The following is a 17,713-nucleotide window of genomic DNA, read 5'->3' on the forward strand; positions in this document are numbered from 1 at the left end:
AACTACCTGCGTTGCCGATACGGCGTTAAAAACAGGCTCGGAATGCTCATTTACAGCTCGTAAACTCCGCTTCCTCGCCTGTTTTTGCCTTGTCTCGGCTGCCTCGCCTACATTTTTCAGCGGTCTGTAAACCCGGTTCAACTTTTTATGGCCTGCCATCCATGGCGGCCACCCTTCGGGCCGTCGCTGCGCGACGTTAAAAATTGCTCCAGGCAATTTTTTGCCCGGCCCGTTGCCAGCTGCGGCGCGTTGCCGCAGTTGGTCGGGCAGGTGCTTGGTTATACTCCTGCGGCTCGCTAAATGAGCACCTTGGAGCATTTTGGAGAAGCCATGCTCGCACCCGTGCAGTTGCTATCGGCCAGCCGGCAGAACCTCTGGCGCCTGACCCTGATCCGCATTCTGGTGCTGGCCGCCCAGGCCGGTTCGGTGGGGCTGGCCTACAAGTCGGGGGCGCTGCCGCTGCCCTGGCAGGAGTTGAGCCTGACCCTGGGCGTGTCGCTGGTGCTGTGCCTGGTCACCGCCGCGCGCCTGCGCGGGCCCTGGCCGGTGACCGAGCAGGAATATGCGGTGCAGCTGGGCTGCGACCTGATCATCCACAGCCTGTTGCTGTATTACTCGGGTGGCTCGACCAACCCCTTCGTCTCCTATTACCTGGTGCCGCTGACCATCGCCGCGGCGACCCTGCCCTGGCTCTACACCATCACCCTGTCCGGTCTGGCGCTGGGCGGTTACACCTTCCTGTTGGTGTGGTCGCATCCGCTGGATTTGCCGGCCGCGCCGCGGGAAAGCCTGCTGATCTATGGCATGTGGCTGAGCTTCGCCCTGGCGGCCGGGCTGATCACCTTCTTCGTCGCCAAGATGGCCGAGGAGCTGCGCCATCAGGAAGAGCTGCGCGCCGAGCGCCGCGAGGAAGGCCTGCGCGACCAGCAGCTGCTCGCCGTGGCGACCCAGGCTGCCGGCGCCGCCCACGAGCTGGGCACGCCCTTGGCGACCATGAGCGTGCTGATCAAGGAGCTGCGCCGCGAGTATCAGGACCCGACCCTGCAGGAAGACCTGGCGGTGCTGCAGGAGCAGGTCAAGCTGTGCAAGGAAACCTTGCAGCACCTGGTGCGCGCCGCCGAGGCGGACCGGCGCCAGGCGGTGATCGAACTGTCCGCGGGGGAATGGCTGGAGGGGGCTCTCAATCGCTGGCATCTGATGCGTCCGGAGGCCAGCTACCGCTATCAGTGCCTGGGCCGTGGCACGCCGCCGCGGATGATGCCGCCGGCTGATCTGACCCAGGCCTTGCTCAACCTGCTGAACAACGCCGCCGATGCCTGCCCGGACAACCTGGATATCAGCCTGGACTGGGATCACCAGTGGCTGCGCCTGAGCATTCGCGACTTCGGCGCCGGTGTGCCCCTGGCGATCGCCGAGCAGATCGGTCGGCCGTTTTTCACCACCAAGGGCAAGGGTTTCGGCCTGGGCCTGTTTCTCAGTCAGGCCAGCGTCACCCGTGCCGGTGGCACGGTTAAGCTGTATAACCATGAAGAGGGCGGCACCCTCACCGAACTGAAGCTGCCGCGTGCCTATGGCCGGGCCTGAGGAGGCATTGAGTATGAGTGACGAAGCCCTGTTCGAAGGCGAAGAACAACCCCACCTGCTGCTGGTGGATGATGACCCCACCTTCACCCGCGTCATGGCGCGGGCCATGAGCCGGCGCGGCTTGCGCGTGTCCACCGCCGGTTCCGCCGAAGAAGGCCTGGCCCTGGCCGAGCAGGATGTGCCGGACTACGCCGTGCTGGACCTGAAGATGGAAGGCGACTCCGGCCTGGTGCTGCTGCCCAAGCTGCTGGAGCTGGATGCCGAGATGCGCGTGGTGATTCTCACCGGCTATTCCAGCATCGCCACCGCGGTGGAGGCGATCAAGCGTGGCGCCTGCAACTACCTGTGCAAGCCGGCGGATGCCGACGACGTGCTGGCCGCGCTGCTCACCCAGCACGCCGACCTGGACAGCCTGGTGCCGGAAAACCCGATGTCGGTGGACCGCCTGCAGTGGGAACATATCCAGCGCGTACTCACCGAGCACGAAGGCAATATCTCCGCCACCGCCCGCGCCCTGGGCATGCACCGCCGTACCCTGCAGCGCAAATTGCAGAAGCGCCCGGTCCGCCGCTAAACCCGGCTTACCAGGTGGCCAAGCCTATGGCATGTCCACCCTACACAAGCTTCATATCGGGTCGTAGGGTGGAGATGGCGAAGCCTTGTCCACCTCTGACCTCTGCCACGTTTGGCCTGATTCTTTAACGGCCGAAAGCTTTGTCGACCACTGGCTTGTTATCCTTCGCCCCCTATCAATTGCCTAGCCAGGGGCCGTTATGCTCGCCGTCGTCCAGCAAACCCTTGCGGTCACCGCGCCGGTGTTCGCCATGCTGTTTCTCGGTGTGGCGCTCAAGCGCTGGGGACTGATCGATGCGGCCTTTGTCCATACGGCCTCGACCCTGGTGTTTCGCGGCACCCTGCCGACCCTGTTGTTCCTCGGCATAGTCAAGGCGGACCTGAGCACCGCGCTGCAGCCGGCGCTGTTGCTGTACTTCCTGCTGGCGACCCTGGGCTGTTTCCTGCTGGCCTGGGGCTGGGCGATTCTGCGATGTCCGCAGGCCGATCGCGGCATCTATACCCAGGGCGCGTTTCGCGGCAATAACGGCATAGTCGGCCTGGCCCTGGCCACCAGCATCTATGGCGACTACGGCCTGTCGCTGGGGGCGGTGCTCGGCGGGGTGGTGATCCTCAGCTACAACACGTTGTCGGCCATAGTGCTGGCGATCTACAGCCCGCAGGCCAAGACCGATCTGTGGAGCCTGAGCAAGAGCATCCTCAGCAACCCCCTGATCATCGGCGTGCTGGCGGCCATTCCCTTCGCCGCCTGGCAGATTCCCTTGCCCGCCTGGCTGCTGACCTCGGGTGGCTATTTCGCGCAGATGAGCCTGCCGCTGGCGTTGATCTGCATCGGCGCCACCCTGACCCTGGAATCCTTGCGCGAGAGCAGCGGCGTGGCCATCAGCTCGAGCCTGCTGAAGGTGTTCTGGCTGCCTCTGCTGGCTACATTGGGCGCCTGGCTGTGGGGCTTTCGCGAGGCCGACCTGGCGATCCTCTTCCTGTATTTCGCCAGCCCCACGGCGGCCGCCAGCTTCGTCATGGCCAAGGCCGTGGGCGGCAACCACCAGCTGGCGGCGGCGATCATAGTGATCACCACCCTGGCGTCGGTGCTCAGCACCAATATCGGATTGTTGCTGCTGCAGTGGGCGGGCTGGATCTAAGCTAAGAACCTGTTCACGATCTGCTGCGCGTCGGCCCTACTGCGTTAAAAACAGGCTCGGCAAGCCGCTTGCGGCTAACGCGCTTTAGCGCGGCCCGAAGGGCGAGTGAAACGAGTACTGCTCATTTACAGCTCGTAAACTCCGCTTCCTCGCCTGTTTTTGCCTTGTATTGCTCTAGCTCGCGAGATCGTGAACAGGTTCTAAGACGCCGCGCTATTAAGACTCGTCTGATTGAGTTGTGACCCCACTCGCAAGCTTCAGCCGGCCGTCAGCTGTTGCGATTGTCAGCTGCTATACAAGTCGCTACCCTGCGCGCCTTCGCGCCTATTTAAAGGACTAAATCATGCGCCCCCCGCTGTTGCTGCTATGCCTGGCGCTGCCCGCGTCGGCTGCCTTGGCAGAGCCTTCCGCCAGCCTCGATGGGCCGGCAGCCGGCTGGCGCTATTCCGGCCTGCTCGACCGCACCGAGAACGCCCGCGTCGCCTATCCTACTCCGCCCATCGATCGCGGCGCGCAGCGCAACCGCAGCATGATCGAAGGCAAGCTCGCCGGCACCCAGGGCCTGCGCCAGCCCCATGTGCTGGCGGTCAACGGCAATCCACTACCTCTTTATACCGACGCCGAAGGGCGTTTTGCCCGGCCCTACAGCTTCGGCGCCGGCTCCAACAGCGTCGAGCTGCGGGCCGATGGCCAGCCGCTGCGCCGCGTGCAGTTCTTTGAGGCCAATAACCAGAAGACCCCGGCGCGGGTGCGCATCGTCCTCGGTTGGGACGATCCCAAGGCCGAGCTGGACCTGCACGTGGTCACCCCCGACGGCCAGCACGCCTTCTGGGCCGACCCGGTGATGAGCAATGGCGGCGGCCTGGATGTCGACAGCGTCGATGGCCCCGGCCCGGAAATGTTCACCATGACTGCGCCGCTGCACGGCACCTACCTGATCTACGTGAACTACTGGGGCAACCTGAACAGTCAGGGTTACAACTTCAAGGCCGGCAGCAACCAGAACGAGGTGATCACCTCGCAGATCAGCCTGGTGTTCAACGAGAACACCGTCAACGAGAAGCGCGAGACGTTCGTGGTGCCGCTGCGCACCATCGGCGACCTGCTGCCGATCAAGTCCTTCAACTATTGAATGTTCCCTGCGCAGGGATGAACCGGGGTTTGCAGACATGAGCGAAAACACCACACCCGTCGCCAGCGAAGGCGCACCAGCCGGCCGGCGTATGCGCCCGCTGCTGCTCGCTCTGGCCGTGGCGCTGCCGGTGGCTGCGGCCGGGATCTTCGGCTGGCTGTGGCAGGACCAGCACGGTGGTCGTCAGCTGGGCGAGCAGAACCTGCTCGGCCTGGACCTGGCGCGCCCCGACGTGCTGATCGAGAGCGCCTCGCTCAGCCGTCTGCCCAAGGACCTGCTGGCCGTGCCGCTGCTACGCGACACCCTGACCGAGGACCTGGTGTTCTACTACGAGGCCAACGCCGACCGCCTCGGCCTGACCGGTAGCCTGCGGCGGATCATCTACGAACACGACCTGCAGCTGCGCGACAACCTGCTGGACGAGTTGCTCGACCAGCCGGCCGAGGTCGCTTTGTGGCGCGATGCCGGCGGCCGGCTCAAGCACTTCCTGGTGGTGATCGAGCGCGGCGGTTTGGCCAAGGCCCTGGAGCCCCTGGCCAAGGTGGCGCTGAACGACACCCAGCTGAGCCAGGCCGGCGAGTTCAGCGTCGATGGCGTAGCGGTGCCCTTCTACCGCCTGCGCTACAACGGCGACCGCTCCGTGCTGTTCGCCTCCCATGGCGACCAGCTGTTGCTGCTGTCCAGCGCCGATATGCTGTTCGCCCCCGAACCTGAGCCCGAGCCGGTTTCCAGCAAGCCCGCGGTGCCGAGTGCGGATGGCGAGGCTGCCGCAGCGGCGCCAGCGGAGGCTGCCGAGGCCGCTGAAGCTGCGGTTGCAGCCGAAGCCGAAGCCCCTAGCGGCCCGCTGCTGGCCAAGGTGTCGACCGATGCGGTCGAGGCCCTGCTCGGCGGTGCGCATCCGTTTCCGGACAGTTTCGGCCTGGAGCCGCGCGACCAGCTGAGCCAGCGCATCAGCCTCAGCTCGGATTTCCTCGCCCTGGGCTACCAGCGCTTTATCCCGGCCTTTGCCGGCCTGCGCTTCGAGATGGACGCACAGGGCTGGCACAGCTTCCTGGCCCTGGATGAGGTAGAGGATCAGGCCAAGTTCGACTTCACCCCGGTGTGGCGTGCCATGCCTATGGGCGCCAGCGCCTGCGTCGCCCTGCCGGTGGCGGCGGGCATGTCCGAGCGCCTGCTGGCCAAGGTCGGCGCCGAGGCCAAGGTGGCCGCCGAGCTGAGCGGCCAACTCAGCGGCACCGCCGGGCTGTGCTGGTACGCCGAGTCGCGCCTGCACTCGCCGCTGCTGGTCGGCACGCTCAAGGCCGCGGCCAGCCCGCAGACCGATGCCGAGCTGGGCAAGCTGTTCGGCAGCCTGATCGGCGCCTGGGAAGCCAATGTCGAAGGCGGGCTGTTCCCGCTCGAAAGCAGCGAGCAGGGTGCGGCGCACAAGTGGCAGCGCGAGGTCGGCTCCAACTTCGGCCAGTACCCGGCCAGCCAGGCCGCGCAGCCCGACGCGCTGGCCGCCAGCGGCTACTTCCGCGTCAGCCTGGCGCGGCACGGATCGACCCTGCTGTTCTCCCTGGACGACCGCCTGGTGGACAAGGCCCTGGATACCCTGGACAAACGCTTCCCGCCGCTGGCCGACGTGCTGCCCAAGGATGCCCTGGTGCCGGCCTACCTGGCGCCGCAGAGCCTGGCCACGCTGTTCGAGCGGGAGACCCTGGAGAGCCTGCCGGAAGATATGGAGCCGGTGTTCCGCAACGCCGCCCAGAGCAACCTGCTGCCCAAGCTGCGCGCCCTGTCCGAGCACGGCAAGTACGCCCTGACCCTGCCGGCCGACAGCGAAGCCAGCAGCGCCTGGCAGTGGCTGCCGTTGCAATGGCGCGCTCTGTGAGAGCACTGCGCTACGCCGCCGTCGCCTGGTTGCTGTTGTGCAGCCAGGCGCTGCAGGCAGCAGAAGCGGCGCCGGCGCTGGACGCGCAGCAGTCCCAGGTGTTTCGCGCCTGGTTCGTGCGTATCGCCCAGGAACAGCTGCGCCAGGGCCCCAGTCCGCGCTGGCAGCAGCAGGACTGTGCCGGCCTGGTGCGCTTCGCCGCCAACGAGGCGCTCAAGCTGCACGACGCCAAGTGGCTGCGCGCCAACGGCCTGTCCAACCGCTACCTGCCGCCGGAGCTGGAGCTGAGCGCGGCCCAGCGCCAGTTCGCCCAGCACTGGCAACAGGGCGGCGGGCAGGTCGGCCCCTACGTCAACGCGATCAAGCTGATCCAGTACAACAGCCAGTTCCTCGGACGCGACCTCAACCAGGCGCGCCCCGGCGACCTGATGTTCTTCGACCAGGGTGACGACCAGCACCTGATGATCTGGATGGGCCGCAACATCGCCTATCACACTGGCACCACCACCCAAACAGACAACGGCATGCGCTCGGTGAGCCTGCAACAACTCATGACATGGAAGGACACCCGATGGATACCCGACGAATCCAATCCCAACTTTATCGGCGTCTATCGGCTGCACTTTCTCAGTCGATAACGGCTCGCGCGATAAGCATCGCCCGTCTGCCGCGCCTGACCCTAGCAGCCCTGCTGCTCGGCGTGCTGCCGCTGGGCCTCGCTCAGGCCGACGACAGCGTGGAGCCGAGTGGCTACTCGCCGGTGGCCGGGCAGTCGTTCTTCCTGCTCGCCGACTCCAGCTTCGCCACCGACGAAGTGGCCCAGGTGCGCCTGGAGGCGCCGGGGCGCGACTACCGGCGCTATATGATGGAACCCTACGGCGGGGTGGACATGCGCGTGTACCGCATCGACCGGCCGCTGGACTTCCTCAAGCGCCAGAAGAACCTGCACCGGGTGGTGGCCGAGGGCGAGTTCAAGGGCGAGGGCCTGTCCAACACCCTGAGCTACCTGTGGGACAGCTGGTACCGCAAGTCGCGGCGGGTGATGCAGCGCGCCTTCTCCTACGAGTCGCGCAAGCAGGTCACCGAGGAAGCGCCGGAGCTGAAGATGGGCGACGCGATCAGGGCGCCGACCCAGTTCGAGGCGCAGCCGCAGTACGCGCCGATGAAGGGCCTGCCGCTTATCGCGCAGTTCCGCTACCCGCTGTGGGATGCCAAACCGATTCAGCCGCCTAGCGGCGTCGAGCTGGCCGGCTCGTCCAGCTCGTTCGTCAGCGTCAATCCGGGCAACGTCTATATCCCGCTGGGCAAGCTCAAGCCGGGGCTGTACCTGGTCGAGGCGCTGGTCGGTAAGTTCCGTGCGACCACCGTGGTGTTCGTCTCCAACACAGTCGCGGTGAGCAAGATCGCCGGCAACGAACTGCTGGTGTGGACCGCGCACAAGCGTGAAGGCGCTGCGGTGGCCGGAGCCAAGGTGCTGTGGAGCGATGGCCTGGGCGTGATGAGCAGCGGCAGCACCGATGCCCAGGGCCTGCTGCGCCTGCAGCACGTCAGCCCGGAGCGTTCCTACGTGCTCGGCGAGGACAGCGAAGGCGGGGTGTTCGTCTCCGAGAACTTCTATTACGACAGCGAAATCTACGACACCAAGCTGTACGCCTTTACCGACCGCCCGCTGTACCGCCCGGGCGACTGGGTGGAAGTGAAGATAGTCGGCCGCGAGTTCAAGAACGCCCGCGACTCGGTGGCGGCGCAAGCCGCGCCGCTCAAGCTCAGCGTGCTGGATGCCACCGGCACCGTGCTGCAGAGCCTCGACCTGGCCCTCGACGCCAAGGCCGGCACCCAGGGTCGCTTCCAGCTGCCGGACAACGCCGTGGCCGGCGGCTACGAGCTGCGCTTCAGCTACCGCGACCAGCTGTACAGCAGCGCCTTCCGTGTAGCCGACTATATCAAGCCGCACTTCGAGATCGCCCTCGACCTGAGCAAGCCGGACTTCCGCACCGGCGAGAAGGTCAGCGGCAACCTGGTGCTGCTCTACCCGGACGGCAAGCCGGTGAAGAACGCCCGCCTGCAACTGAGCCTGCGCGCCCAGCAGCTGTCGATGATCGACAACGAGCTGCAGTACCTCGGCCAGTTCCCGGTGGAACTCAGCAGCAGCGAGCTGAGCACCGACGATCAGGGCCGCGCGGCCCTCGAACTGCCAGCCGCGGACAAGCCGAGCCGCTACCTGCTCACCGTGTTCGCCAGCGACGGCGCCGCCTACCGGGTCAAGGTCAGCAAGGAAATCCTTATCGAGCGCGGCGCCGCGCGCTATCGCCTGGAGGCGCCGCAGCGTTTCAGCGCGGTGGGCGAGGCCGTGCCGTTCAGCTACCGCAGCGAGCAAGCCAGCGAACTCAAGCCGGCCCGCTATGAATGGGTGCGCCTGGAAGACCAGAGCCAGCACAGCGGCAGCCTGGGTGACGACGCGACGGGCTTCAGCCTCAGCTTCGAGCGTCCCGGTACCTACAGCATCACCCTCAAGGACAAGCACGGCCTGATCCTAGGCGCCACCGGTCACTCGGTCAGCGGCGACGGGGTCAAGGCGGTGGCCGGCACCGTGGAAGTGATCTTCGACCAGGACGAGTACCAGTCCGGCGCCGAGGCCCAGGCGCTGATCACCTTCCCCGAGCCGGTCGGTGATGCGCTGCTGACCCTGGAGCGTGACCAGGTGGAAGCCACCGCGCTGCTGTCCAAGGGCGGCGATTGGCTCAAGCTGGAGAAGCTCAACGACACCCAGTACCGCGCGCGGATTCCGGTGGGCGACCACTTCGCGCCCAACCTGACCTTCTCCGTGCTCTACACCAAGGGCGGCGACTACAGCTTCCAGAACGCCGGGATCAAGGTGGCCAAGCCGCAGGTGGAGATCGCTATCGCCACCGACAAGGAGCGCTACCAGCCGGGCGACACGGTGACGGTCGAGCTGGCCACCCAGTTCGCCGGCAAGCCGGCGGCCACGCGCCTGACCGTCAGCGTGGTGGACGAGATGATCTACGCCCTGCAGCCGGAAATCGCCCCTGGCATCGACCAGTTCTTCTACCACCCGCGGCGCAACAACGTGCGCACCAGTGCCAGCCTGTCCTTTATCAGCTACGACGTGGCCCTGCCGGGCAATCCGACCGCGCCGGGCCGGGCCAACCGCAGCGAGCGTGGGGTCAAGGTGCTGGAGCGGCCGCGCCGCGAGGAAGTCGATACCGCCGCCTGGCAGCCCGACCTGGTCACCGATGCCGACGGCAAGGTGCGCTTCAGCTTCCGCATGCCCGACTCGCTGACCCGCTGGCGCATCACCGTGCGCGCGGTCAATGAGGCCGGCGAAGTGGGGCAGAAGAAGCAGTTCATCCGTTCGGAGAAACCGCTGTACCTGAAATGGAGCGGGCCGACCCTGTTCCGCGCCGATGACAAGCCGCAGCTGGGTCTGTTCGCCTTCAACCAGGGCGAGGAAGCGACCAAGGCCGAATTGGTCACCCACTATGCTGGCCAGGAACACCGCCAGTCGGTCGAACTGGAAAAGGGCGTGAACTACCTGGCGCTGCCGCCGACCAGCCTGGTGGCCGGGGAGTGGAGCGCCGAGCTGGTGCAGGACGGCAAGCCGGTGGATGCCCTCGGCGTGCGCCTGCGCGTGGCCGGCGCAGGCTGGCAGCGCCTGCACACGCAGAACCTGAGCCTGAGTGCCGGCAGCAATCCGCTAAGCCTGCCGGCCGATGCCGGCAATATCCGCCTGCGTCTAGACGGTAGCTCGCAAGCGCTGTTCCGTTCGGCCCTCGACGACCTGCTCGACTATCCCTACGGCTGCGTCGAGCAGACCGCCAGCCGCCTGCTGCCGCTAAGCCTGGCCTACCCTGCTCTTGCGAAAGGCGAGGCACGTATCGGCGAGCGCCTGCGCCTGATCATGCAGAACAGCCGCCTGCGCCTGGTGCAAATGGCCGGCCCGGAAGCCGGCTTCACCTGGTGGGGCCAGGACGGCGAGGCGGATGCCTTCCTCACCACCTATGCCTACTACGCCGACTGGCATGCCAGTCGCGCGCTGCACATCGACCTGCCGCCAGAGCACTGGCAGCGCGTGCTGGAGGTCTACGCCAAGCAGGCGGCGAACACGCCGCTGCTGCAGCGTGCGCTGATCCTCGAGTTCGCCCGCGAGATGCAGCTGCCGGTGAACACCCTGCTGGAAGGCCTGCTGGCCGATCTGGGTCAGGCCGGCGAAGGTGACGACGTCACCCTGGACGATGCCGGTCTGACCAGCCCGGTAATGGCCGCGCCGAACTCGCAGCTCGGCCTGGCGCTGGCACGGGTGTTCGCCGCCGATCTGGCGGAGGCCACCAAGGTCAACCTGCCGGCGACCTTCAACGCCGGCTTAGATGCGGCCCGCCAGCGCGTGGTCAGCAGTACCCATACCTTCGCCGCTGCGCTGCGCCTGTCCCGTGGCCAGCTCGATCCGCAGCAGGTCAATGCCCTGCTGCAGCGTCTGACACCGCAGCAGGCGACCCTGGAACGGGCGCTGGCGCTGACCTGGTTGCAGGATCGCATCGAGCAGGCGCCGCCGCTCGCCATGCCGGCGCCGGGTGCTGGCTGGTTGGCTCAGCAGGGCGCGACCGGCGAGAACTGGTGGCAATGGCAAGGCCAGGAGCCGCCCAAGGAGCTGGCCTTGCCGGCCGAACAGAGCGGCGCCGTGCATGCCGCGCTGAGCTTCGACAGCGCCCAGGCACCGAGCGGTGAGCTACCGGTGCAGGTCAGCCGGCGCCTGCTGCGCCTGGTGCCGGGCGAGAAAGCCTTCAGTTTCAGTGTCGAGGAAGTGGGCGACGGTCCGCTGTCCAGTGACGAGCTGTATCTCGACGAGGTGACTCTGGAAGGCGACGCCGAGCATGCCTATCGCTACGGCCTGCTGGAAGTGCCGCTGCCGCCGGGTGCCGATGTCGAGCGCACCACCTGGGGGGTCCAGATCAGCGGTTTAGGCTCGGAGGAGGCGGCGCCGCTGGAGAAGGCCCGCCACGAACCGGGGCAGATGCTCTACGCGGTGCCGGTCGACAGCCTGCAGGGCAGCATCCAGCTGCGCCACCTGGTGCGTTTCTCACAGAAAGGCCAGTTCCACCTGCCGCCGGCGCGCTACGTGCGCATGTACGACCCGTTGCAGCAGGCCGTCGAGCAGGACCCGGCGCTGGCCGAGCTGCAGGTCGAATAAGCCGTGCGTGCGCTCTGCTGGCTGGCGCTGCTGTTGCCCCTGCTCACAGAGGCGGGGCAGGCGCCCCTGCAGCTGGCCTGGCGCACCAGCCAGGGCGATCAGTTGTTGCAGCTGGATCGCCAGCAGGTGCTGACGCGCGGCGACCTGCCGGCACAACTGGACGCGCCGCTGGGCAGCCTGTGGAAGCTGTTCGTCTACGCCTACCTGACCGACACTCAGCGCCCCGATGAGGGCTACGTCTGCGGCGGCCAGGATCGCGAGGAAGTCTACTGCTGCCAGGCCGGCGAGCGGATCGACCGCGATCAGGCCCTGGCCAAGTCCTGCGGCCTGTATTTCGCCCCGGCGCGCCTGGGCTTGCAGGCTGGCGAATGGGATCGCTACTGGCAGGCGCAACGGGCGCCGACCTGGCTACGCGACCTCGACCAGTTGCAGCCGCAACGGCGGGTGGCGGTGGCCGAACTGCTCGACGTACTGGCCAACCTGCCGGCCCAGGCCGAGGCGCGGCGGGTGTTGCTCGACGTGCCGTTGAATGCGCCGGACGCCGCGGCGCTCGGCGCGCTCGGCGGGCGCCTGCGGGTGAAGACCTGGAGCTGGCTGGCCGATGGCGATGTCCAGGCGCGCCAGGGCGGCTTCGCCGGCTGGCTGGTGGATGGTACGCCGCTGTGGGCCGGCGGCTCCGGTACCAGCCAGAGCATCCTGCGCGGCTATGCCGAGGTGCTCGGGCGCACGCTGCCGACCCCTTGGCCGCAGGAACCGGGTGCTTGCGTGGAAGTCGCGCTGTTCGACCGTTACCCGCTGCGCCAGGTGCGCCAGCAAGAGCGTGTCGCGGTTACGGGAGCGTTGCATGGACACCATGAGGTGGAGTTCGCCAATGGCAACCGGCTAGCCATCGAGAGCGCCGGCGAACTGTTCCTCCTGCGCCAGGGCGACGCGCTGCACCTGACCGCGCGCCTGAGCCGCGAGGAGTATGTGGCGCGGGTGCTGGATCGCGAGGCGGCCGCCCAGCCGGCCGAGGCGGCCAAGGCCCTGGCGGTGACCATCCGCAGCTATCTGCTGCAGAACGCCGAACGCCGGGGCGAATGCCTGGCGATCCGCGACAGCAGCGCCAGCCAGCGCGTCGCGCCACGCCCGGCCAGCGCCGCGGCGCGTGCCATCGCCGCCTGGAGCGCCGACCTGGTGCTGGCCGGCAGCGCCGTCACCTATCACGCCGATCTGCCCGGCCCCGAGCGACTGGTCTGGCGCCAGGCGGTCGAGCAGGCCGAATCCGGATTGCGCTACGACGCCATCCTCGCCCGCGCCTTCCCGCGCGCCAGCCTGAGCCGCTGGGACAAGCCGGTGGCCGCCTGCCAGCCGCTGGACGCCGCCGAGGACTGGCTGCAGGCGCAGCGCCGGCAATGGCGCACGAGCCTGGACGGTGAGCCCGGCTACAGCGAAACCGCGCAGTTCGCCGTGTGCCGCCTGCTGTCCGGCAACCCCTATATCGACCGCGAGCGCCGGCGCATCTACGTGCGCGGCCTGCTGTCGCTGCAGGATCGCCTCGACCTGACCCACGAATACCTGCACTTGGCCTTCGAGGCCCACCCCAATGGCCAGGACGAGGACTATATCGAAAGCCTCGCCCGTCACCTGCTTCTGGAATAGCCCCCATGACATATCGCCTGCATCCCATCGTCCAGAACCTGGCCGGCCTGTTTCTGATCGGCCTGCTGCCGCTGACCGCCAGTGCCGTTGCTGTTGCTGAAGTGCACCTGGACACTCCGCGCGCGGGCTGGCGCCAGGGTTCGGCGGATGGCGCGCACTTTATCCAGGAGGTCAACTACCCGGCGTCCTCGGTCAACAGTGCGCCGGATCAGGCCGACACCGCGCGCATCCGCGGTCAGATCGAGGGCGCGGCCAAGGTCGAGGGCGCGCCGGCGCGGCTGATAGTCAACGGCATCAGCATGCCGCTCAAGGTGCAGGAAGACGGGCGCTTCGACCGGCCGTTCGTGTTCCCAGCCGGCAGCAACAACGTCGAGGTGCGCAGCCCGGATGGCCAGCAGGTGCGCCGCGTGCAGTTCTACAACCAGGGCAGCGGCGAGACGCCGGCCAAGCTACGGGTGGTGCTGTCCTGGGACAGCGGCAACACCGACCTCGACCTGCACCTGGTGACGCCGGACGGCGGCCATGTCTGGTACGGCGAGCGCTCGCTGGCCAACGGCGCGGCGCTGGACGTCGACGTGACCAGTGGCTTCGGCCCGGAAATGATCGCCTCGCCGACCCCGCTCAAGGGCCAGTACCTGGTCTACGTCAACTATTACGGTGGCGGCTACGACGGCGAGGGCAATGCGGCGGCGAATCTGACCACCGCGCAGATCACCCTGATCAGCCAGGAGGGTACGCCGAACGAGAAGCAGCAGTCCTTCCTGGTGCCGATGCGTGCGCCGGGCGAACTGACCCTGGTCAAGCAGTTCAGCTATCCGTGAGAACCTGTTTACGATCTGCTGCGCGTCGGCCATACGGCGTTGAACATGGCCTCGGGCTGCTCATTTACAACTCGTAAACTCCGCGCCCTCGGCCATGCTCGCCTTGTCTGGCTCTAGCTCGCGAGATCCTAAACAGGTTCTGCTGCGTTCTTGCTGAGCGAGCGCTTGCGTTCAGGCTGTTGGCGCCTGCCAGCTATCTATCACTTCCTGGGCGGCGCGGAAGGCGTCGATGGCCGCCGGCACGCCGGCGTAGACCGCACAGTGCAGCAGGGTTTCGCGGACTTCCTCGACCGTGCAGCCGTTGTTCAGCGCCCCGCGCACGTGGCCTTTCAGCTCCTGCAGGCATTTCAGCGCAGTCAGCGCGGCCAGGGTGATCAGGGTGGTCAGGCTGCGGGTCTTGCGGTCCAGGCCCTCGCGGTTCCACACGCCGCCCCAGGCGTGCTGGTTGACGAAGTCCTGTAGCGGCTGGCTGAACGCGGTGGCATTACCCAGGGCGCGGTCGACGAAGGCGTCGCCCATCACTTCGCGGCGCACCTGCAGACCGCTGGGTTGCTCTTCGCTCATGGTGGCTCTCCCTGGGTTATTCGAGGGCTTCTACGCGCACCGGCACCACGCCGGCGCGCAGCATATCGATTTGCTCGGCGGCCTTGTGCGACAGGTCGATAAGTCGCCCTCTGGCATAGGGGCCGCGGTCGTTGATGCGCACCACCACGCTCTTGTCGTTGCGCAGATTGGTCACCCGCACCCGGCTGCCGAAGGGCAGGCTGCGGTGGGCGGCGGTCAGGGCGTTCTGGTCGAAGCGCTCACCGCTGGCGGTCTTGTGGCCATGGTGCCGGGCGCCGTAATAGGACGCCTTGCCCTCGGCCCGGTAGCCGCCGCTGGCAACTTGCGGGCTGTCGACCCGCTGGCTGGCGCAGCCGGCCAGCAGGGCAAACAGGGCGAGCAGCAGGCCGTTGCGGATTGGCTTGTGCGCCTTACGAGTTGGCATAGATCCAGTTCTCCAGATAGAGCAACGCCGGGCAAGCCCGGCGTGGGTATAGCTAGACATCCTTGTCTTGCAGGGGAGGCCGGCTCGGCCATCCATGGCCGGTCGTTCGCCGGGCCAACGCAGGCGTTGGCAGGCTATTCAGAAATGAGAATCCGGCTCACCCTTCGAGCTTTTTCTTGAGCAGTTCGTTCACCTGGCCGGGGTTGGCCTTGCCTTTCGAGGCCTTCATGGCCTGGCCGACGAAGAAGCCGAACATCTTGCCGCGCTTGGCTTCATCGCTGGCGCGGTACTGTTCGACCTGCTCGGCGTTGGCCGCCAGCACTTCGTCCAGAATCGACTCGATGGCGCCGGAGTCGGTGACCTGCTTCAGGCCTTTCTGCTCGATCACTTCGTCGGCCGTCGCGCCAACGCCGGCGGCCAGGGCCTCGAACACCATCTTGGCGATCTTGCCGCTGATGGTGTTGTCCTTGATGCGCAGGATCATGCCGCCCAGTTGCGCGGCGGACACCGGCGACTGCTCGATGTCCAGGTTGTCCTTGTTGAGCAGGCTGGACAGCTCGCCCATCACCCAGTTGGCCGCCAGCTTGGCATCGCCGCACACCGCTTGCACGGCCTCGAAGTAGTCGGCCAGTTCGCGGCTGGCGGCCAGCACGTCGGCGTCGTAGGCGGACAGGCCGAACTGCGCCTCGAAGCGCTCGCGCTTCTGCACCGGCAACTCCGGCAGCGTGGCGCGGATGGCATCGAGGAAGCTCTGCTCTATCACCACCGGCAGCAGGTCCGGGCAGGGGAAGTAACGGTAGTCGTTGGCTTCTTCCTTGCTGCGCATGGAGCGGGTTTCGTCCTTGCTCGGGTCGTACAGGCGAGTTTCCTGCACCACCTTGCCGCCGTCCTCGATCAGCTCGATCTGCCGCTGCACTTCGTGGTTGATCGCCTTCTCGATAAAACGGAAGGAGTTGACGTTCTTGATCTCGGCGCGGGTACCGAACTCGGCCTGGCCCTTGGGCCGTACCGAGACGTTGCAGTCGCAGCGCAGCGAGCCTTCGGCCATATTGCCGTCGCAGATGCCCAGGTAGCGCACCAGGGCGTGGATGGCTTTGACATAGGCCACCGCTTCCTTGGCGCTGCGGATATCCGGCTCGGAGACGATTTCCAGCAACGGCGTGCCGGCGCGGTTAAGGTCGATGCCGCTCATACCGTGGAAGTCTTCGTGCAGGCTCTTGCCGGCGTCCTCTTCCAGGTGCGCGCGAGTGATGCCGATGCGCTTGCTGGTGCCGTCTTCCAGGGTGATGTCCAGAAAGCCCTTGCCGACTATCGGGTCATCCATCTGGCTGGTCTGGTAGCCCTTGGGCAGGTCCGGGTAGAAGTAGTTCTTGCGCGCGAACACGTTCTTCGCCGCGATGTGTGCGTCGATCGCCAGGCCGAACTTGCAGGCCATGCGCACCGCTTCCTCGTTGAGCACCGGCAAGGTGCCGGGCATGCCCAGGTCAACCAGGCTGGCCTGGGTGTTGGGCTCGGCGCCGAAGGCGACGGCGCTGGCGGAGAAGATCTTCGACTGGGTGCTGAGCTGGGCGTGAATTTCCAGCCCTATTACGGTTTCCCATTGCATAGTTGTCGTCCTCAGAATCCGCTCGGGGCTTGGGTGTGCCAGGCAGTGACCTGCTGGTGCTGAGCTGGGTGTGGATTTCCAGGCAGATCATGGTTCACGGTTTCCCATTGCATGTCAGTGCTCCTCAGAATCCGCTCGGGGCTTGTTGATGCCAGTCAGTCACCTGCTGGTACTGATGGGCGACGTTGAGCAGGCGGCCTTCCTGGAAGTAAGGGGCGAGCAGTTGCACGCCGACCGGCAAGCCGTCGACGAAGCCGGCGGGCATCGACAGGCCGGGGATGCCGGCCAGGTTGGCGGTGATGGTGTAGATGTCTTCCAGGTAGGCGGCGACCGGGTCGTTGTTCTTTTCGCCCAGCTTCCAGGCCAGGTTGGGCGTGGTGGGGCCGAGAATCAGGTCCACCTCGTGGAAGGCGGAGACGAAGTCGTTCTTGATCAGGCGGCGGATCTTCTGCGCCTTCAGGTAGTAGGCATCGTAGTAGCCTGCGGACAGCGCGTAGGTGCCGACCATGATGCGGCGTTTCACTTCCGCGCCGAAGCCTTCCGCGCGCGAGCGCTTGTACAGGTCTTCCAGGTCGACCGGGTTGTCGCAGCGGTAGCCGAAGCGCACGCCGTCGAAGCGCGACAGGTTGGAACTGGCCTCCGCCGGGGCTATCACGTAGTAGGCGGGGATCGCGTGCTGCATATTCGGCAGGCTGATCTCCTTGACGGTGGCGCCGAGCTTCTTCAGCTCTTCCACCACGGCCATCACCTTGTCGGCGATGCGCGCGTCGAGGCCTGCGCCGAAGTATTCCTTCGGCAGGCCGATACGCAGGCCGTTCAGTGGCTGGCTCAGGGCGGCCAGGTAGTCGTCCACCGGCTGATCGACGCTGGTGGAGTCTTTCGCATCGAAACCGGCCATGGCTTGCAGCATCAGCGCGCAGTCCTCGGCGGTGCGGGCCAGAGGGCCGCCCTGGTCGAGGCTGGAGGCGTAGGCGATCATGCCCCAACGCGACACGCGGCCGTAGGTCGGCTTGATCCCGGTGAGGTTGGTCAGCGCCGCCGGCTGGCGGATCGAGCCGCCGGTGTCGGTGCCGGTGGCGGCCGGCAACAGGCGTGCGGCCACGGCCGCCGCCGAGCCACCGCTGGAGCCGCCCGGTACGCGGGTCAG

At 66.7% G+C, this 17,713-nt stretch carries 13 protein-coding genes; 9 read left to right on the forward strand and 4 right to left on the reverse strand.

The features are described from left to right. The first annotated feature begins 330 nt into the window (after nucleotides 1-330). The 9 genes from Q8Q83_RS03955 to Q8Q83_RS03995 all read left to right on the forward strand — a co-directional run bounded on the left by Q8Q83_RS03955 (nucleotide 331) and on the right by Q8Q83_RS03995 (nucleotide 13,972). On the forward strand, nucleotides 331-1,584 hold the full coding sequence (locus tag Q8Q83_RS03955) for an ATP-binding protein (RefSeq protein WP_305621317.1): 1,254 nt from the start codon (nucleotides 331-333) through the stop codon (nucleotides 1,582-1,584). Nucleotides 1,585-1,597: 13 nt separating this feature from the next. After that, complete coding sequence (locus Q8Q83_RS03960; protein WP_305621319.1) at nucleotides 1,598-2,158, forward strand: response regulator transcription factor; 561 nt, start codon at nucleotides 1,598-1,600, stop codon at nucleotides 2,156-2,158. A 199-nt stretch (nucleotides 2,159-2,357) separates the two neighbouring features. Then, a complete protein-coding gene (locus Q8Q83_RS03965) occupies nucleotides 2,358-3,299 on the forward strand; it encodes an AEC family transporter (RefSeq protein ID WP_305621321.1) in 942 nt (313 codons plus the stop codon). A gap of 343 nt (nucleotides 3,300-3,642) precedes the next feature. After that, on the forward strand, nucleotides 3,643-4,431 hold the full coding sequence (locus Q8Q83_RS03970) for a YfaP family protein (protein WP_305621323.1): 789 nt from the start codon (nucleotides 3,643-3,645) through the stop codon (nucleotides 4,429-4,431). A gap of 37 nt (nucleotides 4,432-4,468) precedes the next feature. Next, nucleotides 4,469-6,304 carry a DUF2138 domain-containing protein gene (locus Q8Q83_RS03975; protein ID WP_305621324.1) on the forward strand — a complete coding sequence of 612 codons (1,836 nt, stop codon included), beginning with the start codon at nucleotides 4,469-4,471 and terminating at the stop codon, nucleotides 6,302-6,304. Further along, complete coding sequence (locus tag Q8Q83_RS03980) at nucleotides 6,289-6,942, forward strand: DUF1175 domain-containing protein (protein WP_305621326.1); 654 nt, start codon at nucleotides 6,289-6,291, stop codon at nucleotides 6,940-6,942. The genes Q8Q83_RS03975 and Q8Q83_RS03980 overlap by 16 nt, the downstream gene beginning before the upstream one ends. Nucleotides 6,943-6,953: 11 nt before the next feature. Continuing rightward, nucleotides 6,954-11,510 carry an alpha-2-macroglobulin gene (locus Q8Q83_RS03985; RefSeq protein ID WP_305621335.1) on the forward strand — a complete coding sequence of 1,519 codons (4,557 nt, stop codon included), beginning with the start codon at nucleotides 6,954-6,956 and terminating at the stop codon, nucleotides 11,508-11,510. Between the two features lie 3 nt (nucleotides 11,511-11,513). Then, nucleotides 11,514-13,151 carry a DUF2300 domain-containing protein gene (locus Q8Q83_RS03990; RefSeq protein WP_305621328.1) on the forward strand — a complete coding sequence of 546 codons (1,638 nt, stop codon included), beginning with the start codon at nucleotides 11,514-11,516 and terminating at the stop codon, nucleotides 13,149-13,151. A gap of 5 nt (nucleotides 13,152-13,156) precedes the next feature. Then, entirely contained in the window at nucleotides 13,157-13,972 is an 816-nt protein-coding gene (locus Q8Q83_RS03995) for a YfaP family protein (RefSeq protein ID WP_305621330.1), read from the forward strand. Between the two features lie 171 nt (nucleotides 13,973-14,143). Here the strand turns inward: Q8Q83_RS03995 and Q8Q83_RS04000 are convergent, their stop codons facing one another. From Q8Q83_RS04000 to Q8Q83_RS04015, 4 genes are all read right to left on the reverse strand, one after another. After that, entirely contained in the window at nucleotides 14,144-14,536 is a 393-nt protein-coding gene (locus tag Q8Q83_RS04000) for a carboxymuconolactone decarboxylase family protein (RefSeq protein ID WP_305621331.1), read from the reverse strand. A 16-nt stretch (nucleotides 14,537-14,552) separates the two neighbouring features. Beyond that, nucleotides 14,553-14,960: a septal ring lytic transglycosylase RlpA family protein gene (locus tag Q8Q83_RS04005; protein ID WP_305621333.1), complete on the reverse strand. Its 408-nt coding sequence runs from the start codon at nucleotides 14,958-14,960 to the stop codon at nucleotides 14,553-14,555. Between the two features lie 157 nt (nucleotides 14,961-15,117). Continuing rightward, the gene (gene gatB, locus Q8Q83_RS04010; protein ID WP_305621337.1) at nucleotides 15,118-16,581 is read right to left on the reverse strand and encodes an Asp-tRNA(Asn)/Glu-tRNA(Gln) amidotransferase subunit GatB; all 1,464 of its coding nucleotides are present in this window, start codon (nucleotides 16,579-16,581) and stop codon (nucleotides 15,118-15,120) included. Nucleotides 16,582-16,690: 109 nt separating this feature from the next. Beyond that, nucleotides 16,691-17,713: amidase family protein (locus Q8Q83_RS04015; protein ID WP_305621334.1), on the reverse strand; the 1,023-nt coding region annotated here is incomplete at its 5' end.

This window comes from Pseudomonas sp. (genome assembly GCF_030696055.1).
Classification (GTDB): Bacteria; Pseudomonadota; Gammaproteobacteria; order Pseudomonadales; family Pseudomonadaceae; genus Aquipseudomonas.